This window comes from Stenotrophomonas sp. IS26, assembly GCF_054188265.1.
This window is the reverse complement of record NZ_JBSZJV010000008.1, coordinates 97,912-113,190: the sequence shown is the minus strand read 5'-3', so window position 1 is coordinate 113,190 and position 15,279 is coordinate 97,912. Positions and strand designations below refer to the sequence as shown.

At 67.2% G+C, this 15,279-nt stretch carries 11 protein-coding genes; 1 reads left to right on the top strand and 10 read right to left on the bottom strand.

The annotated features are described in order from the left end of the window. Window positions 1-18: 18 nt before the first annotated feature. Window positions 19-978, bottom strand: coding sequence for a cation diffusion facilitator family transporter (locus tag ACW6W5_RS09510; RefSeq protein ID WP_152151190.1), 960 nt, complete (start codon window positions 976-978; stop codon window positions 19-21). 282 nt (window positions 979-1,260) lie between these two features. Between ACW6W5_RS09510 and ACW6W5_RS09505 the strand changes: the two genes are divergently transcribed. After that, the gene (locus ACW6W5_RS09505) at window positions 1,261-4,140 is read left to right on the top strand and encodes a hybrid sensor histidine kinase/response regulator (RefSeq protein ID WP_226956572.1); all 2,880 of its coding nucleotides are present in this window, start codon (window positions 1,261-1,263) and stop codon (window positions 4,138-4,140) included. A 15-nt stretch (window positions 4,141-4,155) separates the two neighbouring features. Here the strand turns inward: ACW6W5_RS09505 and ACW6W5_RS09500 are convergent, their stop codons facing one another. The 9 genes from ACW6W5_RS09500 to ACW6W5_RS09460 form a co-directional block, all read right to left on the bottom strand. Continuing rightward, the gene (locus tag ACW6W5_RS09500) at window positions 4,156-4,536 is read right to left on the bottom strand and encodes a response regulator (RefSeq protein ID WP_183073659.1); all 381 of its coding nucleotides are present in this window, start codon (window positions 4,534-4,536) and stop codon (window positions 4,156-4,158) included. Between the two features lie 144 nt (window positions 4,537-4,680). Further along, complete coding sequence (locus ACW6W5_RS09495) at window positions 4,681-7,092, bottom strand: hybrid sensor histidine kinase/response regulator (protein ID WP_152151193.1); 2,412 nt, start codon at window positions 7,090-7,092, stop codon at window positions 4,681-4,683. After that, window positions 7,085-7,558, bottom strand: a complete 474-nt coding sequence (locus ACW6W5_RS09490; protein ID WP_152151195.1) for a response regulator — start codon at window positions 7,556-7,558, stop codon at window positions 7,085-7,087. Before ACW6W5_RS09490 ends, ACW6W5_RS09495 begins: the two co-directional genes overlap by 8 nt. Beyond that, complete coding sequence (locus ACW6W5_RS09485) at window positions 7,555-9,792, bottom strand: ATP-binding protein (RefSeq protein WP_121037449.1); 2,238 nt, start codon at window positions 9,790-9,792, stop codon at window positions 7,555-7,557. Before ACW6W5_RS09485 ends, ACW6W5_RS09490 begins: the two co-directional genes overlap by 4 nt. 177 nt (window positions 9,793-9,969) lie before the next feature. Next, window positions 9,970-12,534: a TonB-dependent receptor plug domain-containing protein gene (locus ACW6W5_RS09480; protein WP_152151197.1), complete on the bottom strand. Its 2,565-nt coding sequence runs from the start codon at window positions 12,532-12,534 to the stop codon at window positions 9,970-9,972. Window positions 12,535-12,675: 141 nt separating this feature from the next. Next, a complete protein-coding gene (locus ACW6W5_RS09475) occupies window positions 12,676-13,212 on the bottom strand; it encodes a TlpA family protein disulfide reductase (RefSeq protein WP_152151199.1) in 537 nt (178 codons plus the stop codon). Then, complete coding sequence (locus ACW6W5_RS09470; RefSeq protein WP_121037440.1) at window positions 13,209-14,210, bottom strand: cytochrome-c peroxidase; 1,002 nt, start codon at window positions 14,208-14,210, stop codon at window positions 13,209-13,211. Before ACW6W5_RS09470 ends, ACW6W5_RS09475 begins: the two co-directional genes overlap by 4 nt. A gap of 13 nt (window positions 14,211-14,223) precedes the next feature. Continuing rightward, window positions 14,224-14,673 carry a protein-disulfide reductase DsbD domain-containing protein gene (locus ACW6W5_RS09465; protein WP_152151201.1) on the bottom strand — a complete coding sequence of 150 codons (450 nt, stop codon included), beginning with the start codon at window positions 14,671-14,673 and terminating at the stop codon, window positions 14,224-14,226. After that, window positions 14,670-15,251, bottom strand: a complete 582-nt coding sequence (locus ACW6W5_RS09460; RefSeq protein ID WP_121037434.1) for a YceI family protein — start codon at window positions 15,249-15,251, stop codon at window positions 14,670-14,672. Before ACW6W5_RS09460 ends, ACW6W5_RS09465 begins: the two co-directional genes overlap by 4 nt. Window positions 15,252-15,279: the final 28 nt, after the last annotated feature.

Sequence of the window (15,279 nt, the reverse complement as noted above, 5' to 3'; positions counted from 1 at the left end):
GCACGCGTTGCAAGGGAGTCACGTGTCGGGATGGGGTTCCCCCAACGCTGCCCGCCGCGCCTGGAACACCTCCGGCGTCTGCGGTTTCACGAACAGCGCGACCAGCTCCGGGTACTCGGCTTTCACCGCCTTTTCAATGCGCGTGATGCAGGCCTCGATCTGCGGGGTGGTGCGATCATCCTCGAACTCCGCACTCAGCATCGCGACCACCTGGTCCGGGCCCATCTGCATCGTGGTCACGCCATTGGCGCGGCGCAGGTCCGCATCGTGGGTGGCGACGGCAAGAATACGTTTGGCGACGGCCGGGTGCGCGGGCTCACCGACCAGCAGGCCCTTGGTCTCGCGGGCGAGCAGGAAGGCGGTGACCGCCAGCACGCCGGCGATGCACAGCGACGCCACGCCATCCAGGACCGGCATGTCCAGCAACTGCGCGGCAAGCAGGCCGACCAGCGCAAAACCCAGGCCGAGCAGGGCGGCGCTGTCTTCCAGCAGCACGGTGAAGGTGGAGGGGTCCTTGCTGCGGCGGAACGCCTCGAAGTAACCCATCGCCCCCTTGGTGGCGCGGAATTCGCGCAGCGCGATCCACCATGAGGTGCCTTCGAACACAAAGGAGATGCCCAGCACCACGTAACTGATCAGGTGGTTGGTGGCCGGCTCGGGGGTGCGGATGTGCTGGATGCCTTCATAGGCCGATACACCGGCACCGGCGGCGAACACCAGCAGCGCCACGATGAAACTCCAGAAGTACAGCTCGCGCCCGTAGCCGAAGGGATGGAGCGTATCCGGCTTCTGCTCGGCACGGCGCAGGCCGTACAACAGCAGCAACTCGTTGATGGTGTCCACCAGCGAGTGGACGCCCTCGCTGAGCATGGCCGAGCTGCCGGAGATGCCGGCGGCGACGAACTTGGCGATGGCAATGGCCAGGTTGCCGGCGAGGGCGGCATAGATGACGAGACGGGAGCCCGTTGGCTTGGCCATGGCAGTGGTGGGGTGGGGAGGTGCGCGCATCATCGCCAACGGTGCGTCCCGGGCGCGTGCACATCGATCCAGGCGCTGGCACCGTCTGCCGGCCTTGACATGGATTTGCCCCGCTTGGCTTACATTGCTTTCCGCCTTCCGGCTGGCCCCCGCTGCCTGCCGTTCCCCCAGCTCCTGCAATGCCTTCAGTTCAAGGTTCGGTGCCCCGATGATGTCCGTCCTTCCCTGGTCTGCCGCGCAGCTGCGCGGCACGCGCCCCCCGGTGGTTCTGGAGCGGTGCGCATGAGCGCAGTGGCGGGGCGCTTTCCCGGCAGCACCGGGCCGATGGCCGAGCAGGTCCGTGCACTGGATTGGCAGGCGACCCCGGTGGGGCCGATCGAGACCTGGCCGGGCGCGCTGCGCAATGCGGTCAATCTGATCCTGGCCTCGCCCGAAAGCATGTACGTGGTCTGGGGCGATGACCTGACGTTCTTCTTCAACGATGCCTACAGCCCGATTCTGGGGCCCCGCCTGGAGGGCGCGCTGGGCGCACCGTTGAGGGAGCTGTGGGCCGATGCCTGGGATGCCGTACGCGCGCCGATCGAGAACGCCTTTGCCGGTGAATCCTCCCGCTACGAGAACCTGCCGGTGGCGATGAGCCGTCAGGGCGTGCCTGAAGAGACCTGGTGGACGTTCTCGTTTTCGCCGATCTTCCTCGACGATGGCAGGGTCGGTGGCGCGTTCTGCGTGACCAACGAGGTGACCAGCATCATCGTGGCCCAGCAGCGCCTGGCCAAGGAGAACGAGCGGCTCATCGCGCTGTTCGACAAGTCGCCGATGTTCATGGCCTTCCTCAGCGGGCCTGAGCATCGGGTCGAGCTGGCCAATCCGGGTTACCAACGGCTGGTGGGCAATCGCCATGTGCTGGGCAAGTCGATCCGGGAGGCGCTGCCGGAAATCGTCGACCAGGGTTTCATGCCGCTGTTGGATGAGGTGTACCGCACCGGCACACCGTATATCGGCAGCGAGGTGGTGTACGACGCGCCGTTCCCGTCCGATCCGTCCTCGGCCCGGCGCATGCTGGATATCGTCTTCCAGCCTGTGGCCGGTGAGGATGGCAGCACGGCAGGCGTATTCGTTCAGGGCCTGGATGTCACCTCCCACATCGAGCTGCAGCGCACGATGCGGCAGGTGGAGGCGCGCAATCGCCAGATCATCGACAGTGCCAGCGATTACGCGATCGTCGCCTCGGACCTGCAGGGCAAGGTGACCCTGTGGAATGCCGGGGCCGAGCACATCTTCGGCTGGACCGAGGCGGAGATGCTGGGTCAGAACGTGGAGGTGATCTACACCGCTGACGATATCCAGGCCAAGCGGTTGCGGCACAACCAGGGCGTCTCGATGGCCTCGGGTGGGGTCAGTGGTGAGCGCTGGCTGGCGCGCAGGTCCGGCGAGCGCTTCTGGGCCAGCGGGGCGATGACCGTGCTGCGCGATGAAGATGGCGCCGTGCTGGGCTTCGTCAAGGTACTGGGCGACCGCACCCAGGAGCGCCGCGCCAGCGATGCACTGGCCCATAGCGAGCGCCGCCTCGGCGCGCTGGTGAGCGCCTCCTCGCAGTCGCTGTATGCGGTCACCGCGGACTGGCGCGAGATGCGTCAGATCCTGGCGACCGGGCCGGTGGCACCGGACGAGAGCCTGCCTGCGGTCACCGACTGGCGAGAACGCTACGTACACCCCGATGATCGTGCCCTGCTTGAGCAGGCCATTGCGCGTGCGATGGCGCAGCGGCTGCCGCTGGAACTGGAGCACCGCAGCCTGCTGGCCGATGGCAGTGTGCGTTGGGTGCAGATGCGTGCGGTGCCCTTGCTGGACAGCGCCGGTGAGATCACCGAGTGGTTCGGCACCGCCTCGGATGTGACCGAGCGGCGTCAGGCCGAAGAGCAGCTGCGCGAGTTGACCTTGACCCTGGAAGAGCGCGTGCAGACCCGCAGCGCCGCGTTGCAGGTGGCCGAGGAGCGGCTGCGGCAGAGTCAGAAGATGGAGGCCGTGGGTCAGTTGACCGGTGGCCTGGCGCATGACTTCAACAACCTGCTGACCGCCATCTCGGTGGGGCTGGAGCTGCTGGAGCTGCGGATCGATCAGGGGCGGTATGACGACATCGGCCGCTACCTGGAGATGGCGCAGTCCAGCGCGTCGCGTGCCACGGCGCTCACCCAGCGCTTGCTGGCGTTCTCCCGCCGGCAGACGCTCGCGCCCACGCCGGTGGTGGCTGATGCGATGGTGCGCGGCATGCTGGATATCATTTCGCGCACGCTGGGGCCTTCGATCGCGATCTCCACGCAGTTGGCGTCCGATCCCTGGGCGGTACTGGTGGATGTGCCGCAGATGGAAAATGCGCTGCTGAATCTGTGCATCAATGCCCGCGACGCGATGCCTCAGGGTGGCCCGCTGCTGATCAGCGCGGCCAACGTGAGCCTGCGTGGCGAGGGCGCGGCGGCGCTGGATACGCCGCCGGGCGATTACGTCCGGCTGGCCGTCAAGGACGCGGGGACCGGCATGGAGGCGGCGGTGATCGAAAAAGTATTCGAGCCGTTCTTCACCACCAAGCCGATCGGGCAGGGGACCGGCCTGGGGCTGTCGATGATCTATGGCTTCACCCGCCAATCCGGCGGGCAGGTGCGGATCGATTCCCAGGTTGGCCACGGCACCACGGTGGAACTCTACTTGCCGCGCTTCGTCGGCGAGACCCCTGCGGACGCCGCCCAAGAACCCTCACAGGATCTGCCGGCGCGTTCAGCGCCCAGCGTCGGCACCATTCTGGTGGTGGAAGACGAGGAAGCGATCCGCGCGCTGTTGACCGAGGTGCTTGGCGGCGCGGGTTATAGGGTGTTGCAGGCGCCGGAAGGAGGCCAGGCCATCGACCTGCTGCGCTCCGATGAGACGATCGACCTGCTGATCACCGATGTGGGGCTGACCGGTGGGCTCAATGGCCGCCAGGTCGCTGACGCCGGCCGCCAGGTGCGTCCCGCGTTGCCGGTGTTGTTCATCACCGGCTACGCGGCCTCGGCAGCGGTGGGCGCGGGCCAGCTGGAGGACGGCATGGAAGTGCTGACCAAGCCCTTCACGACCGCTGAACTGGAGCGACGTGCCCGCGCGCTGTTGGCGATCAGGAACCCGTCGTAGCCGGGCCAGCTGCTGTCAGAGCAGGGACCTGACCGAGGTCACCAGTTGCTTGAGCGTGAATGGCTTGCGCAGCAGTTTGATCTCCTCGCCGCGGAAGTCGGGCCGGGCCCCGGCGGGCCCCGCGTAGCCGGTCACCAGCAGGATCGGCATTGCCGGGTGCAGGGTCGTGGCGATCGTGGCCAGATCGCGACCGTCCATGCCGGGCAGGCCGACATCGGACACCAGCAGGTCGAACGGGCCGTCGTGCCTGAGGCAACCCAGCGCGGCCTCGGCATCGCCGACGTCGAGGACATCGAAGCCATCGTCGTTGAGGATGTCCTTGGTCATCTCCCGGATGGGCGCATCGTCTTCGACGAGAAGCACGCGGCATCGTGGGTGGGTTCGTGCGGCAGTCATCGCGGGCGGAGATCCTCGTGGCGTGCCGCCACCGGTGCGGATCTCCACCTTAGCGCCGGTGCGTGTTAGCCGGCCGTGCATCGCGTGCCAGCCCCATGTCTTGACCGGGGGCGGGTGCCCGTCACGGCACCGCCTGGCATGGCCTCAGTTCAAGGCGCTGCCGCTCTGGGTGGGGCTTTCATCCAACAGGGCAGTGCGGATGGACCGCGCCAGATCGCTGCGGGTGAAGGGCTTGGCCAACAGGGCGATGGTGCCGCTTGCGTCGATATCGCGCGGATAACCCGAGGTGAACAGCACCCGCAGGCCGGGCTTGCGGACCAGTGCCTGCTTGGCCAGGGCCCAGCCGGACATGCCCGGCATCACGATGTCGGAGAACAGCAGGTCCACGCTGACGTCGGTGCGATCCAGCAACCGCAGCGCCGAGGGGCCGTCATGCGCCTCGAGCACGCGATAGCCCAGCTGGCGCAGGGTATCGACGGTGTAAGCGCGCACATCGTCGTTGTCCTCGGCGACCAGTACGGTCGTTTCCGCCTCGACCTCGAAGGCGTCCAGCGCCTGTGCATCGGCCGGGCGCACGCTCGGCAGGGCGGAGGCTGAGCGCGGGAACAGCAGCGTGATCGTGGTGCCGCTGCCCTCGGTGGAATCGAGCAGAACGTGCCCGCCGGATTGCTTGGCGAAGCCATACACCATCGACAGGCCCAACCCGGTGCCACGGCCAACCTCCTTGGTGGTGAAGAACGGCTCGAACACCCGCGCCATGACCTCCGGCGGCATGCCCTGGCCGCTGTCGCGGACGCGCACCATGGCGTACTGGCCGGGCGGAACGTCCGGGTGCTGCGCCGCGTAATCCTTGTCCAGGTGGATGTTGTCCATCTCGATGGTCAGGCGGCCGCCCTCGGGCATGGCATCGCGTGCATTCACCGCCAGGTTGAGGATCGAGGCTTCCAGCTGGCTCGGATCGATCTCCACGCACCAGATATCCGGGCTGTGCACCATGTCGATCTGCACCAGCTCGCCCAGCGACCGTTTGAGCATGTCCTGCATGCCGCGCATTTCTTCGTTCAGATCCACCGGCAGGTTCTTCAGCGGCTGCCGACGCGAGAAGGCGAGCAGGCGCTGGGTGACGTTGGCCGCACGCATGACGCCCTTCATCGCGTTGTCGAGCGCGCGTGAGGAATTGCCTGCCGTGTCGCCGAGCCGGTCGGTCAGCATCTTGGCGTACTCGATGTTGCCGGCGATGACGGTCAGGATGTTGTTGAAATCATGCGCGATGCCACCGGTCAGCTGGCCCACCGCCTCGATTTTCTGGCTGTGCCGCAGCGCTTCTTCAGCCTGCCGCCGCGCGGTGGTTTCCACGGCCTCGGAGACGACGGCGGTGATCCGTGCCTGATGGTCGAACAGGGGGCGGAAGGAGAAATCGAACGTGCGCTTGCCGGTTGGCAGGCGCAGTTCCAGTTCGTGGCGCGACGCCGTGCCCGCCGCAGCCTCCAGGATGGCCGTGCAGACCACGCCGGGAACGCCGGGCGTGTCGGCGAACCAGGCCGATTCGCAGTACAGGTTGCCACGCACGTCCTGCTTGTCCGCCAGGATGGCGGCCAGCGAGGCCGAATTGGTGTCGATGATGTGGCCATCCAGGGTCAGCAGGTTCTGGTGCTGGAAACTGGATTCGAACAGCGCCTGCAGCCGGCTTTCGCTCCGGTGCAGTGCCGAGGTCCGCTCATCCACCTGGCGTTCCAGGGATTCGTTGCTGGCCTTGAGCAGCGACTGCGCATGCTTGAGCTCGCTGATGTCGCGCGCCATGGCGTAATAGCCCAGCACCGCGCCATCCGGCGCCAGCTCGGGCACGCAGTCCACCTGTGCGTGGCGGGGCGTACCGTCGCTGCGCAGCGAGAGCAGGTCGAAGCTCACCTTTTCGCCGAGCAGGACCCGCTCCAGGTGCTGCTGGATGCTGTTGAAGGTGTCCTCGCCGACGACCTCGCGGGTATGTCGGCCGATCAGGCTCTCCGGCGTGCGGCCGTGCCACTCGACATAGGCGTTGTTGGCGAAACGGTAGCGGTGGTCATGGCCGAAGTAGGCGATCAGCGCGGGCAGCGAATCGGTGATCAGCTTCAGCCGCTGGTGGCTGTCGTGCAGTTCGGCCTCGATACGCAGCAGCCGGCGGCGCTCCTGGGCTTCATGGATGCCCCGGACCACGGCATCGGGCAGGCGCTGCAGGCGCGATTTGACTACATAGTCGCGCGCGCCGCGCTTGAGCGCCTGCACGGCGAGTTCTTCGGTAAGCGTGCCGGAAACGAAGATGAAAGGAATCCCGGGGGCGATCTCGCTGGCCAGGGCGAGGGCAGCGTCGCCATCGAAGCCTGGCAGCACGTGGTCGGCCAGGATCACATCGAACGAGGCGGTGGTCAGGGCATCGAGCATGCCCTGGTGCGACCAGGTGCGTTCGGCCGTGAACGGGAGCCCGGCGCGGCGCAGCTGCGCGGTGATCAGCTCTGCATCCAGTGCACTGTCTTCGACCATCAGGATCCTGATGGTCTTTGTTGTGGCGGCCTCAGCCATCGTTTGTACTCTTCCCACCGAACAGGGTGCCGTGCGGTGGCGGCTGATTGGTGATGCCCCAGAACATGCCCAGCCCCTGGATCGCCTCGAGGAACTCCTTGAAATCCACCGGCTTGACCACAAAGGCGTTCACGCCCAGTTCGTAGCTGCGGATCAGATCCTGTTCTTCCCGCGAGGAGGTCAGCATCACCACCGGGGTGCTGCTCAGGGCGCGGTCGTTGCGGATTTCCTTGAGGACTTCCAGGCCGTTGAGCTTGGGCAGTTTCAAATCCAGCAGCACCACCACCGGGCCGCCGTGCATGGCGCCTGCATAGGGACCCTGGCAGCGGAGATACTCCAGCGCTTCCACGCCGTCGCGCACATGAGTCACATCGTTGAGCAGCTGGCAGCGCGCAAGCGCCGCCATCGTCAATTCGGCGTCTTTCGGGTTGTCTTCTACGAGCAGGATCGGTCGCAGATCTCTCATAGGTGGTCTCCATCAGCAAAGGGAATGGTGAAATAGAAGGTGGCGCCGGCGCCGACCTGGCCTTCGGCCCAGGTGCGGCCGCCATGGCGGGTGATGATGCGGTGCACGTTGGCCAGGCCGATGCCGGTGCCTTCGTACTCATCGACGTGATGCAGCCGCTGGAACACGCCGAACAGCTTGTCCACATAGCGCATGTCGAAACCGCAGCCGTTGTCTTTCACGAAGAAGATGTCCTCCGTGTCATTGCGTTGGTGGCCCACCTCGATGCGTGGCTCGGGCGTGTCACGGGTGAACTTGATCGCGTTGGACAGCAGGTTCTGCCAGACCAGCCGCAGCATGCCGGGGTCGGCCAGTACCCTGGGCAGCGTCCTGATCTCCCAGGCGATGGCACGGCCGGTGTATTCCATGTCCAGCTTGTGGCGCACGTCGTCGGCCAAGGCGGTCATGTCCATCGCGATCTGGCCCATCGTGGAGCGGCCCATCTGCGAGAAGCTGAGCAGATCATCCACCAGCGTCCCTGCCGATTTTGCCGACTCCACGATGGTCTCGAGGAATCTCTTTTCTGAATCGTTCAATCGCTCGCCGGCCGACGACCACAGCAGTTCGGAGTAGCCCACGATGTGGCGGAATGGTGCGCGCAGGTCATGACTGACCGAATAGGAGAACGCTTCGAGCTCCTTGTTGCTGCGAAGCAACTGTTCATTCAACGCCGCCATCTCCTCGGCCTTGCGCAGCACGATGTCCACGATCGCGGTGCGCAGTTCCAGCGCGGCATCACGGTCGACCTCGTTCCAGGGCAGCGACTGCTCGCGCACCGTCTGCTTCCAGCCTTCGAAGGAGGTGCGCGGCGACAGTGGCTGCTCGCTTTCTTCCTTGCGCGGATCACCGCCCCAGCGGACGGTGCGGACCACCTCCGGCCGGAACCAGATCACGAAGCTGTCGTGGATCTGCGAGATGGAGATGGCCAGCACGCCACTGGCGACGCCGGCGAAGGCTTCGGCGTGCTTCCATTGCTGCGGGAGCGTGTCGGTGCAGAAGATGTCGCCCTCGATAGGCTGGGCGGTCAACCACTGGACCAGCTGCATCACCTGGCGCTGGCTCGGGCAGTCGCCGTGCAGGATGCATTCGCCACGGTGCACGATCGCCGCACCGGCCGATTGGGTCAGCGCGAGCAGGCTGCGTTGATCGCGGCCCAGCGCGGCCATGAAGTCGGTATCGCCGGCCATCCGGCCGAGCAGCCGCACCTGGATGGCGCGGCGTGCAATGCGTTCTTCGACCTGCACCGCGCGCTGCTTCAGCGAAATCTGCAGCGACAGGATCTGGCCAATGAACTCGCAGGCCGTGCGCACGTGGTACGGCACCCGGCGCGCGCGCCGGTTATGGCAGGAGATCAGGCCCCACAGTTCGCCCTCGCACAGCACCGAGACCGACATCGATGCACCGGTGCCCATGTTGCGCATGTACTGCAGGTGCACCGGGGAGACGCTGCGCAGCATGGCCGGGCCGAGGTCGGTGGGCGGCGCCTCGGCGATCGCGGGCACGCGCACCAGCGGTACCGGGGTGTAGTGGCTGTCAGCGATCAGCCGGATCCGGTTCTGCCGGTACAGCTCACGCGCCTGCGCGGGAATGTCCGATTCCGGGAAGCGCAGATCCAGGTAGGAGGGCAACACGCTGTTGCGGTCCTCGGCCACGACCGCGCCGTTCCAGTCCGGGTCGAACTGGTAGATCATCGTGCGGTCGAAGCCGGTCAGCTCGCGGATATGCACCGCGGCGATCTCACTTAGGGCCTGCGTGGTGGGCGCCCGCTCGATCGCGGCCATGAAGCGGCGGATCGAGGGATAGAGGTCTTCCAGCGAGCCTGGCTCGCCCGGCACCGGGGCTTCCAGCTCGATGATGACGTCATCCCCGATGCGGTGCGCCACCGTAGGGTGGTGGCCGGCCATGCCGACCGGAAGCGCGCCGAGGAAGTGCGAAGCACCTTGCTCCAGTGCCACCAGCAGCGGCCTGCAGTGGGCCAGCGTGCCGCCGAGCACGGTGTCAAGGGATTGCCCGAGCGGATCGCCGAGCGTCTCGATGAGCTCCGGCCGCGCGACGGCGCGGGCGTTGACGGTCAATGTCGGGTGGTCGAGGACCAAGATCAATCCGTAGGGCTGGATCGCGCCGGGGGTACGGATCGGCTCACGCGCACAGCTGGACAGATCCAAGGCGCTTGCGCCGGAATTCCTCGAGGACATTCATTGACTCCTGATCTTTACCAGTGCTGGACACCGCCCAAAGGGCACGGCGGCACCTGGTCTTTCAGGAGCACACACCGTCACCTGCGACGCGGTGTGCCACAGTTCCCTTATTTTTGCATAGGCGATCGTCCTGATTTGTGAGGATGCGACGGTGTTCCTTGCGCTGCGCGCGGATCAGTCCCAGCGGTAACTGAGGGTGGCTGACCAGAGCCCACCGGAGCCATCGATCGGACCCCCATTGGCGTAGCGGTAGTACTCGTTCGCCGCCAGCAGCGGCTCGGGCAGTTTCGTGACCTTGCGGTCGAACACGTTGTTGGCGTTCAGTGCCACGTCCCAGCCGCCGGGCAGGGTGGCGCCCAGTTGCAGATCGGTGATCCAGAGGCCGCCGATGTCGTAGGCGATCTCGGCCTGGCCCGCATAAGGCCCACTGCTGGCCACCGTGGTCGGCGATCCATAGCGTTGGATGTCCCCGTAGCGGCTCTGGCGCAGGCCGACGCGGTAGCGGCCCAAGCTCCAGTCAAGGCCCAGCACCTGCCGGGACTTCGGCGCCTTGTAAAGCAACTCGTTCTGCGATCCGGTGCTGAACACCGGCACATTGAAGGCGGCCAGCACCGCGGGTGTGGGGGCCAGCCCGGTGATCTCCGCGCGGGTGTGGCTGCTGGCCAGGGTCCGGCGCAGGGCGCCGCCGCGACCAAGATCGAAGCGGCCTTCGAGCGTGGCCTCCACACCTTCGGTGCGCGTATCGGCGGCATTGATGAAGTAGCGCACCCCATCCTGCGCGCCGAGGCCCACCGCGGTGACCAGCGCACCGGAGCCGGGATACAGCCCCTCGCGGAAGGTGGTGGACAGTGCGATGCGGTCATCCACATCGATGCGGTAGGCATCCACGGTCAGCGACGCGCCCGGCCAGGGCTCGGCCACGACGCCCAGGCTGAGGCTGCGCGAGGTTTCCGGGCGCAACGGCTGCGCGCCCAGCGCGATGGCCTGCGGCGAGCCGGCCTGCAGGATGTGGTCGGTGTAGAAATTGCCATTGGAGGTGTTGCGGTACGCCTGCGCAGCCAGCGAAGGGGCCTGGAAGCCGTTGCTGATCGTGCCGCGCAGGGCGAGCCGGGGATGCAGGGCAAAGCGGGTGGACAGGCGACCGGTGGTCTCGCTGCCGAAATCCGAGTAACGCTCATGCCGGCCGGCCAGGTCCACCCGCCAGCGTGCGCCCAGGTCGGCAGCGACACCCACGTACACCGCGCCGCTGTTGCGGCTGACATCCACCGCATCTTCCGGCCGGTAGCCGGGCAGGGCCTGCGAGCCGCCCAGGCCGATGCCCAGTACGGTGCCGGCATACGGACCCTCCAGCACCCGCTGCCCGCCATGGGTATAGGACTGCACGTCGCCGGCGCCGATCCGGTAGCGCTCGTCGCGGTACTCCGCACCCGCGCTGAGCTCCAGTGGCGCGGCCAGCCACGCGGTCTGCAGCCGGCGGCGCACATCCAGGTTGTGGGTCCAGGCGCTGTAGCGCAGGTCGCCGATATAGAAGTCGGTCTGGCTGTCCAGCCCATAAGTGGGGTTGATGCTGTTGTGCAGGTTGATGTCCATCGCATCGCGCCCGTAGCCGCTGCTGAGGTCCCAATCCCACTCGCCGGCTTGGCCGCGGACGCCCAGCGTCAGCGCGGCATCGTTCTCGTCGATGTGCTCGGTGGGTGCGAAGCCATCCGGATCGATGGCCCGCACCACTTCGTTGCGAAGCGGCTGGCGGAAGTTCTGCGGTGCCCATGCATCGCGCTGGGCCAGCGTCAGCAGCCCGTAGGCCTCTACCGTCGCCGCCAGGGGCAGGCTGGCATTGGCGGTGGCGGTCTTGGTGCGGAACGCGCGGATGCCGCGGTTGCGCCAGGCGTTGTTGTCGCGGGTGGCTTCGCGCGGATCCGGCGTGGCACCGGCGGGTAGCGTCGGGTTGCTGGCCTGATTGCCACCGGGCCGGATCGCCGTGCCGGCCGCGTTGCGCGGGAAGTAATACAGGAAGGTATCGCGTGCGGGGCTGGTGTAGTCGGTGGCGTGCTGATCATCCAGCTGTGCGGCCAGATGCAGATAGCCGCCATCGCCGATGCCGAAGCCGACATCGGCCTGCACCACGCGCGAACGGCCATCGCCGGCGAAGTAGGTGCCATCGCGGTAGGAGACGTTGCCGCCACGCGCCGCCTTGTTGGTGACGATATTGATCACCCCGGCGATGGCATCCGAGCCGTAGATCGCCGAGGCGCCATCGCGCAGCACTTCGATGCGCTCGATCGCACCGGTGGGGATCAGGGCGAGATCGGCCGGTGCGGCGCCGCCGAAACCACCGGCGCCCAGCAGTGCGGTGGCGTGGCGGCGTTTGCCATCCACCAGCACCAGCACGTGGCTGGCGTTGAGGCCACGCAGCTGTCCGGCGCGCACCATGCTGTTCAGATCGCCGGTTTCCAGCGGCAGGTTGAAGCTGGGCACGGTGGTGTTGAGCACATCCAGCAGGCTGGTCGCGTTGGCCGCGCGGATGTCTTCGGCCGACAGCACATCGATCGGTGCCGCGCTTTCGCGCACGGTGCGGCCTTGGGCGCGGGTGCCGGTCACGGTGACCGTATCGAGCGTGGCGGTGCTGGTAGCGGTGATGGCACTGGCAGTCGTCTCCGGCGCTGCGTGGGCGGCAAGGGGCAGGGAGAGCGCGGAAACGATGGCCAGGGCCAACGGCAGGCGATGGTGCGTGGACAGCATGGAGGATCCCCAGGGAGAAGAAAGGCCGATGCGCAGGGGCATGCGGCGGGCGGGCAACGGCGGTAGCGCCGGATCAGGCGCGGTGAGGCAGCGCACCCGGACAACAGCGTTCGGCCGCGGCGGCGATGTGCCGGGCGTGGATCACGGCGCCCCCCTCGCGGCAGCGGCCCAGCGCTCGAGATCGGCCGGATGCAGCGGTCCGTTGTGGACCTGCAGGACCGTGCCCTGCGCATCGATCAACACCGAGAAGGGCAGTGTCCCGATGCGGTTGCCGAACGTGGCGGCGCTGCCGGGCGGGCCGTCGCTCTCCACCAGTTGCCGATAGGTGAGCTGAAGCTGGTCGCGCAGGGCGTTGGCAGCCTCGATGTCGTCCAGTGCGATGCCGACCACCTGCACGCCGTTCGGCAGCGGTGCCTGCGCCTGCGAGAAATGCTGCAGGTCCGGCAGCTCCTTCAGGCAGGGCCCACACCAGCTGGCCCAGTAGTTGAGCAGCACCGGGCGGCCGCGCCATTGCGCCAGCGCCGCCGGGGCGCCGTCCAGATCGGTCCAGTGCAGGGCGGGCGCGGCCTGGCCGGCGGATGCGTGGGGTGTTGGCGGGGCTGCGTGCGATGCCAGGGGCAGCGCGAGCATCAGTACGCCGGCCAGCAGCGCCGGCAGATGCGAAGCAGGAGAGGTCATGGAGGGGAGGCCATCGAAGACGTCGCACGCGACGCGAAGCGGTCATCGGTCAAGGTGTGCAGGAACTGTTCGATATCGTCGATCTCCGCTTCGGTCAGGTGCAGCGGATCGCGCAGCTGTGCATCGCGGCCGATCGAATCGGGGATCACCTTGCCGGGGTCGTCGTAGTACACGATCACCTCGCGCAGGGTCTTGAACATGCCGTTGTGCATGTACGGCGCGGTCAGTGCGACGTTGCGCAGGCCGGGCACCTTGAACTCGCCCTTCTGCGTGGGATCGCCGGTGATGCCGCCGCGGCCCTCGTCATTGAACTCGCGGCCGTTGTAGATGCCGATGTTCTTGAAACGGTCCGAGGTGAAATCCTCGCCGGCGTGGCAGCTCACGCACTGGGCCTTGGTGATGAACAGCAGGCGGCCGCGCTTGGCCGCGTCGCTGATCGCGTCTTCCTGGCCGAGTGCATAACGGTCGTAGGGACTGTCCACGGTATTGAGGGTCTTCTGGTAGGCGCCCAGCGCCCGGCCCAGCGTGCGCGGGCTGGGTGCGGCGTTGTAGGTCGCCTGGAAGCGCGCGACCCACGCCGGGTCTGCAAGCAGCCGGGCCACTGCCTGGTCCACCGGCAGGTCCATTTCCAGCGGGTTGGCGATCGGCGCCAGGGCCTGCTCTTCCAGGGTTTCGCTGCGGCCATCCCAGAAGAAACGGGTGCGCCCGGCACTGTTCATCACGCTGGGGGTGTTGCGGGTGCCCACACGGCCTTCCACGCCCAGGCTGAGCGCACGGTCATCGGCGAATGCGCGGGCAGGCTGGTGGCAGCTGGCGCACGACACCGTACGGTCGCGCGACAGGATGGGATCGAAGAACAACTGGCGGCCCAGCTGGGCGCGTGGGTTGTCGGAGAGATCGCCGTCGTAGGTCGGGGCATCGGCGGAGAACACCGGCGCCAGTACCGCCACGCCGATCAGCGCGGCCAGCAGGGCAAGGGAGCGGACAGGGCGGGACATGGCGGTGCCGCGCTCAACGCGCGGCGATCTCCTGCTGGACCAGCTCGCACAGCCCACTCTCCTCGAAGCACACCTGGGCACGCAGGGTGCCGTTCACCGGTCCGGTGCCGGCGGCGACCGGCAGGCGCAGCTGACCGCGTTCACTGAAGTAGGTGTAGCGATACTCGCCGGCGAAACTGCGGCCGTGCCCTTCGCGCGGCGCGACCGAGTGCAGCGGTCCCTGCGCATGTTCGCCACCGGCCAGGGTCACCCGCGCTGCCCGTGGGCCGATCTGCGGTTGCTCGAAATCCGAGGCATAAAGAATCCAACCGGGTTCGATGCGGGCGTCGATCACCAGCTCACGGGTGCCGTCGGTGCGCGCTTCCAAGCGCGGATCGAGTGCGACCTTCGGGGTATCGGCGGCGGCCGCGCCGAACGGGATGAGCAGCAACGCGGCAACCCACGGGGCAAGGCTGCGACTCACTCCTTCGCCCCCTGGCCCTCGGTGGTGATGCGCAGCTGCACCTCGTCGGCGATGTTGGGCAGGAACCCGGTCAGGCCGAACTCACTGCGGCGGATGACGGCCGTGGCGTTGAAGCCGATCGTGGGCACCTTGCGGCTCGGGTGTTCGCCCACTTTGTTGAGCGTGGCCTCAAGCACGACCGGGCGGGTCACCCCATGCAGCGTCAGCTCACCGGTGATTTTCAGGCGGCCGGTGCCTTGCGACACCACCGAGGTACTGCGGAAGCTGGCCTGCGGGTGCTTGGCCACATCGAACAGCTTGTCGCCCTTGACGATCTCGTCCAGTTTCGGGACGTGGGTGGCCAGCTCGGCCAGTGGCAGCTCCACCTGCACCTGCGACGCAGCGGGCTTGGCCGCATCGTAGATGAGCGTGCCGCTGCTGATCGCCGCGCGGCCGGTCGGGAAGGAGAAACCGTTGTGGTTCCAGGTGAACAGCACATCGGTGTGGGTGGGGTCGAGCTGATAGGTCACTGGCGCGGCGGTCGCCACGGCGGGTGCGCTGGAAAGGGCAAGCAGTGCGAGTATCAGGGGAGTACGCATGTGAAGTTCTCTGGGCAGTGGCGCGCAG

Excerpts from the sequence above, each read along its gene's own strand:
- ACW6W5_RS09510 (WP_152151190.1), bottom strand. The coding sequence starts at position 978 with ATGGCCAAGCCAACGGGCTCCCGTCTCGTCATCTATGCCGCCCTCGCC.
- ACW6W5_RS09505 (WP_226956572.1), top strand. The coding sequence starts at position 1,261 with ATGAGCGCAGTGGCGGGGCGCTTTCCCGGCAGCACCGGGCCGATGGCC.
- ACW6W5_RS09500 (WP_183073659.1), bottom strand. The coding sequence starts at position 4,536 with ATGACTGCCGCACGAACCCACCCACGATGCCGCGTGCTTCTCGTCGAA.
- ACW6W5_RS09495 (WP_152151193.1), bottom strand. The coding sequence starts at position 7,092 with ATGGCTGAGGCCGCCACAACAAAGACCATCAGGATCCTGATGGTCGAA.
- ACW6W5_RS09490 (WP_152151195.1), bottom strand. The coding sequence starts at position 7,558 with ATGAGAGATCTGCGACCGATCCTGCTCGTAGAAGACAACCCGAAAGAC.
- ACW6W5_RS09485 (WP_121037449.1), bottom strand. The coding sequence starts at position 9,792 with ATGTCCTCGAGGAATTCCGGCGCAAGCGCCTTGGATCTGTCCAGCTGT.
- ACW6W5_RS09480 (WP_152151197.1), bottom strand. The coding sequence starts at position 12,534 with ATGCTGTCCACGCACCATCGCCTGCCGTTGGCCCTGGCCATCGTTTCC.
- ACW6W5_RS09475 (WP_152151199.1), bottom strand. The coding sequence starts at position 13,212 with ATGACCTCTCCTGCTTCGCATCTGCCGGCGCTGCTGGCCGGCGTACTG.
- ACW6W5_RS09470 (WP_121037440.1), bottom strand. The coding sequence starts at position 14,210 with ATGTCCCGCCCTGTCCGCTCCCTTGCCCTGCTGGCCGCGCTGATCGGC.
- ACW6W5_RS09460 (WP_121037434.1), bottom strand. The coding sequence starts at position 15,251 with ATGCGTACTCCCCTGATACTCGCACTGCTTGCCCTTTCCAGCGCACCC.